The following is a 6,330-nucleotide window of genomic DNA, read 5'->3' on the forward strand; positions in this document are numbered from 1 at the left end:
TATGCGGCGGGGAACACGTTTTTGGACGCGTTGGCGGCGTATCGGCGCTCGCGTGGTCTGCCGGGGGTCTCTGTCGCGTGGGGGTTGTGGGCCGAACGCAGCGGGATGACGGGGCACCTCGGTGACACCGACCTCGCCCGCATGAACCGCATGGGCGTCCTCCCGATGTCGAACGACGAGGGGCTGCGGCTGTTCGACGCGGCAGGGGAATCCGCGGAGAGCCTGGTCCTCGCCGCTCGGCTGGACTCGCGCGCCCTGGCCGCGAGCGACGAGGGCAGTCCCGTACAGCCCATGCTGAGGGGTCTGGTCCGGCAACCGGAACCAACCCGACACCGCGCTCCCGCGCCCGCCTCCGCCGGAAACGGGCAGCAGCCGGACGCGACCCCGCTGGCGCGACGACTCGCGGGGCTCGGACACACCGAGCGCCACCAAGTGCTGCTGCGCACCGTGCGGGAGCACGCCGCGACCGTGCTGGGACACGCGGCGGCCACCGCGGTCCCCGCCGACCAGGGGTTCCTGGACATCGGGTTCGACTCGCTGACCGCGGTCGAACTGCGCAACCGGCTCAGGACCACGACCGGACTGAGCCTGTCCGCGACCCTCATCTTCGACCACCCGGACGCCACCCGCCTCGCCGAACACCTCGGAAGGGAGCTGTCGCCGCAGACAGCGGGCGACGGGCACACCGCCCAGGACGCGGACCCCCGCCGACCGGACGGCGCCACCTCGCCGGCACCCGGCGCGGAGGCCGGCACGGGCGATGTGGCCGACCACCTCGCATCGGCGGCCGCCGACGAACTGTTCAGCTTCATCGACCGGGAATTCGGCTCGCTCTGACCAGGACGGGACCCCGACCTCCCGCTCCCGCCCCTCCCGGCGCCGCGCGCCACGTGACCCCCTGACACCGCAGCTCGATCCTGTGAGGCACTGATGTCGGAACCGGAAGAAGACAAGCTCCTCGGCTATCTCCGCCGGGTGACCGCCGACCTGCACCAGACCCGGGGGCGACTGCGGGATCTGGAGGCCGCGGCCCACGAACCGATCGCCATCGTGGGCATGGCCTGCCGCTACCCCGGCGGCGTCACCACCCCCGAGGACCTCTGGCACCTCGTGCGGGACGGCATCGACGCCATCACACCCTTCCCGGACGACCGGGGCTGGGACATCGAGGCCGTCCACCACCCCGACCCGGACGAGCCCGGCCGGACGTACGTCCGCGAAGGCGGCTTCCTGGCGGACGTCGGCCACTTCGACGCCGAGTTCTTCGGTATCTCCCCTCGCGAGGCACAGGCCATGGACCCCCAGCAGCGCCTGCTCCTGGAGGCATCCTGGGAGGCGGTCGAGCGGGCCGGTATCGACCCGGCGTCGCTGAAGGGACGCGACGCGGGCGTGTTCGTCGGAGCCGTCGCGTCCGACTACGGGCCGCGCCTGCACGACGCCGGTGGTGTCGAGGGACACCTGATGACCGGCACCACCACCAGCATCGTGTCCGGACGCATCGCCTACACACTCGGCCTGGAGGGTCCCGCCGTCACGGTCGACACCGCCTGTTCCTCCTCTCTCGTGGCCCTCCACCTCGCCACCCGCTCGCTCCGTCAGGGCGAGTGCGACCTCGCCCTGACCGGCGGCGTCACCACCATGCCCACCCCCGGCACCTTCATCGGCTTCAGCCGTCAGCGCGGCCTGGCACGCGACGGCCGGTGCAAGCCCTTCTCCGACGCCGCCGACGGCTTCGGCCCGGCGGAGGGCGCCGGCATGCTCTGCCTCGAACGGCTCTCCGACGCCCACCGCTACGGACATCGCGTCCTCGCCGTCATCCGCGGCAGCGCCGTCAACCAGGACGGCGCCAGCAGTGGCCTCTCCGCACCGAACGGGCCGGCGCAACAGCGCGTCATCCGTGGGGCGTTGGCGGACGCGGGGCTGACCGCCGCGGATGTGGACGTGGTGGAGGCGCACGGTACCGGGACGAAGCTCGGCGACCCGATCGAGGCACAGGCGTTGCTGGCGACGTACGGGCGGGAACGCGCGGCGGAGCGGCCGTTGTGGCTCGGATCGGTGAAGTCGAACATCGGACACACGCAGGCGGCGGCCGGTGTGGCCGGAGTCATCAAGACCGTTCTGGCGCTGCGCAACGGAGAGTTGCCGCGCACCCTCCACTCCGATGAGCCGTCGTCGCACGTCGACTGGTCCTCCGGCACCGTACGCCTCCTCACCCGCCCCGTCCCCTGGCCGCGCGGCGAGCGGCCGCGCCGCGCCGGAGTGTCGTCGTTCGGCATCAGCGGCACCAACGCCCACGTCATCGTCGAAGAAGCACCGGCCGAAGAAGCACCGGTCCCCGGCGACGTACCGCTCTCGGACGACGCTCCGGAGCGGGAGCCCACCGCGGCGCGTGCGTTCCCGCTGGTCCCTTGGGCCCTGTCGGCCAAGTCCGCCGCCGCCCTGCGCGACCAGGCCGCCCGCCTCGCCGCCCACACCGAGCGGCACCCCGACCACACACCCGCCGGCATCGGCCTCGCCCTGGCCACCACCCGTACCGCGTTCGACCACCGGGCGGTGCTCCTCGCCCCCGACCAGGCCCGCGCTGTGGAGCGGTTGACGCGGTACGCGACCGGCGAGGGCCCCGCGGAACTCGTCACCGGCACGGACCTGGGCGGCCCGGGGCCCGTCTTCGTGTTCCCGGGTCAGGGATCCCAGTGGGCCGGGATGGCCGTGGAGTTGCTGGAGTCCTCACCTGTCTTCGCGGAGCGGTTCGCGGCCTGCGGCATCGCCCTGGAGCCGTTCGTGGAATGGTCGTTGGCGGATGTGGCGCGGGGTGTGGAGGGGGCACCCGGGCTGGGTCGGGTGGATGTGGTGCAGCCGGTGTTGTGGGCGGTGATGGTGTCTTTGGCGGCGGTGTGGGAGTCGTTCGGGGTGCGTCCGGCGGCGGTGGTGGGGCATTCGCAGGGTGAGATCGCCGCCGCGGTGGTCGCGGGTGCTCTCTCGTTGGAGGACGGGGCGCGGGTGGTGGCCTTGCGCAGCCGCACGCTGGTGGCACTCTCGGGCCGCGGTGGCATGGTCTCCGTCACGGCACCGGTGGACGAAGTGCGACGCACGGTCGACTCCCACCACGGCGCGCTGTCCGTCGCGGCGGTCAACGGGCCCTCGACCCTCGTGGTCTCCGGTGACGCCGTCGCCCTCGAAGAACTCCTCGCGGCGTACGACGCCGAAGGCGTGCGGGCACGCCGTATCCCCGTCGACTACGCCTCCCACTCCGTGCACGTGGAGGAGATCCGCGCCGACGTCGAGAAAGCGGTGTCCGGGGTCTCCCCGCGCCCGTCCGAGGTGCCGTTCTTCTCCACCGTGGCGGCCGAGACCATCGACACGACGACGCTGGACGGGAGTTACTGGTACCGCAACCTCCGCTCCCAGGTCCGCTTCGAGGAAGCCGTCCGCGCCCTGCTCGACGCGGGATTCCGTCAGTTCGTCGAGGTCAGCCCGCATCCGGTGCTCACGCCCGGCGTCGAGCGGACCGCCGAGGACCACGGCAGCGAGGTGTCGGTCGTCGGGACGCTGCGCCGGGACGACGGCGGTGAGTCACGCCTGCTCGGCTCGCTCGCCGAGGCGTACGTCGCCGGAGCCCCCGTGGCATGGTCCCGTGCGCTCGACGCGGCCGGCACACACCGGGTCGAGCTGCCGACGTACGCCTTCCAACGGCGCCGCCACTGGCTCGACCCGGCCGTGACCACCGCCGATGCCGCAGCCACCGGCATGGAAACCGTCGGACACCCGCTGCTCGACGCCGGCGTTCCGCTGCCCGACTCCGACGGGTACCTGTTCACCGGCCGCTGGTCGCCGGGCACACACCCCTGGCTCGCCGACCACACCGTGCGGGGCCGGGTGATCGTCCCCGGCACCGCGCTCGTCGAGACCGTGCTGCGCGCGGGCGACGCCGTCGGCTGCGACCGCCTCGAAGAACTCAGCCTCGAAACCCCGGTGGTGCTCCCCGGGAACGGCGGGCCGTTGCGCGTCCAGGTGACCGTCAACGGGCCGGAGGACGACGGCCGCCGTGCCGTCGGCGTGTACGCCCGCGGCACCGACGGCGTCTGGACCCGGCACGCCCGCGGCACGCTCAGCGCCACCGGCATCACCGGCGACCACGGCGAACCGGCCGGACTCGGCACCTGGCCCCCGGCCGACGGCGCCCGCACGGTCGACACGAGCGGACTGTACGAGCGGCTCGCCGACGCCGGACTGAACTACGGGCCCGCCTTCCGCGGCCTCGGAACCGTCTGGCGCCGGGGCGAGGAGATCTACGCCGAGGTCGCGCTGCCGGACGAGGCGCGCCGGGCCGGTGACGGCTTCGGCCTGCACCCGGCGCTGCTGGACGCCGCCCTGCACGCCTGGGCGGCATGCGCGGACGATGTCACCGCCGTACGGCTGCCGTTCCTGTGGACCGGCGTGTCCCTGTACGCGACCGGGGCCTCGACCCTGCGGGTGCGGCTCACACCGGTCACCGGCGGCGGCATGTCGGTGACCGTGGCGGACGACACCGGCCGACCGGTGGCGTCGGCCGAGACGCTGGTGACCCGGCCCCTGGGGGAGGCCGAACGCGGCACCGCCGGGAGCGGTGACGGCACCCTGCACCGCGTCGAATGGACGCCCGCCCCGGCGGCGGCCACCGGCCAGGAGCCCGCCGCCACACCACCGGCCCTCGCCGTCCTCGGCGCGGACGGACTCGGTCTCGACCGGCTCGCGGCACGCCACGAGGACCTGACCGCCCTCGCCGGGCAGACAGCCGCAGGCCGGTGCCCGATGCCGACGTGCGTGCTGGTGGGGATATCGCCGGACACCGGCGCGGACATCGCCGAGGAGGCCATGTCCGCCGCCGGCCGCGCGCTGACACTCGTGCAGTCCTGGCTGGCGGACGAGACGTTCGCCGTGGCCGGGGCCAGGCTGGTGGTGGTCACCCGGGGAGCCGTGGCCGCCGGAGCGGGCGAGGGCGTATCGGACCTGGCCGCCGCACCCGTGTGGGGCCTGGTGCGGTCCGCACAGTCGGAACACCCCGGCCGATTCGTCCTCGTCGACCTCGACGACGACCCGGCCTCACTCGCGGCCCTGCCCTCCGCACTGGTCACCGGGGAACCCCAACTGGCGCTTCGGCGAGGCGAGATGACCGTCCCGCGGCTGGCAGCGGTCCCGGCCGTGCCTGCGCTCCCCGACGGCTCCTGGCACCTGCGGACCACTCCGGGAGCCGGCCTCGACCGCCTGTCCCCGGTACCCACGGACGCGGCGGCCCGGCCGCTGGGGGAGCGGGAGGTGCGCGTCGAGGTCCGCGCGGCCGGGCTCAACTTCCGTGACGTGCTGATCTCGCTCGGCATGTATCCCGACCCCGAACTCGCCGTACTCGGCAGTGAGGGTGCGGGTGTGGTGACCGAGGTCGGCTCCGCCGTGACAGATGTGGCCGTCGGCGACCGCGTGATGGGACTGGCCCCCGGATGGTTCGGCTCGTCCGTGGTGGTGGATGAGCGGGTGGTGGTGGGGGTTCCGGTGGGGTGGTCGTTCGTTGAGGCCGCGTCGGTGCCGGTGGCGTTTGTGACGGCGTTTTACGCGTTGGTGGATCTGGCGGGTGTGGGGGTGGGTGAGTCGGTGTTGGTGCATGCGGCTGCTGGTGGGGTGGGGATGGCTGCGGTGCAGGTGGCTCGGTGGTTGGGGGCGGAGGTGTTTGCGACGGCGAGTGAGGCGAAGTGGCCGGTGGTGCGGGGGTTGGGGGTGTCGGGGGATCGGATTGCTTCGTCGCGGTCGGTGGGGTTTGTGGAGCGTTTTCGGCCGGGTGTGGGTGCGGGGGTGGATGTGGTGCTGGATTCGTTGGCGGGGGAGTTGGTGGACGCGTCGTTGGGGCTGGTCCGTGCGGGGGGCCGTTTTGTGGAGATGGGCAAGGCGGATGTGCGGGATCCGGGAGAGGTGGCCGCTGCTTTCGACGGGGTGAAGTACCAGGCCTTCGACCTGGCGGAGGCGGGGCCCGCTCGGCTGGGCGAGATGCTGCGGGAGGTGGTGGGACTCCTGGAGTCGGGTGCGTTGAAATTGCTGCCGGCCTCGGTGTGGGATGTGCGGCGGGCTGATGAGGCGTTCGGCGTGATGAGCCGGGCGGGGCATGTGGGGAAGCTGGTGTTGAGCCTTCCGCCGGCCGCTTCACCGGTTGTGCCGTCGGCCGGTGCGCAGACCGCTCCGTCCGTCGTTTCGTCGCCTTCGTCGGCTCGGTCCGGGTCGGTGTCTGGTGTGGGTGGGGGGTGGGTGGTGGTGTCGGGTGCGTCGGGTGTGCTGGGGGGTGTGGTGGTCCGGCATTTGGTGGGT

1 protein-coding gene and 1 pseudogene are annotated in these 6,330 nt (G+C 73.1%); both read left to right on the forward strand.

What is annotated here, in order from left to right; all coding sequences use genetic code 11:
- Positions 1-837: beta-ketoacyl reductase (locus ACFXPL_RS36805; RefSeq protein WP_384927536.1), on the forward strand; the 837-nt coding region annotated here is incomplete at its 5' end.
- 114 nt (positions 838-951) lie between these two features.
- Positions 952-6,330 (forward strand): annotated as a pseudogene (locus ACFXPL_RS36810) (beta-ketoacyl synthase N-terminal-like domain-containing protein); the annotation flags it as partial.

Source organism: Streptomyces sp. NPDC059092 (assembly GCF_042756365.1).
GTDB lineage: Bacteria > Actinomycetota > Actinomycetes > Streptomycetales > Streptomycetaceae > Streptomyces.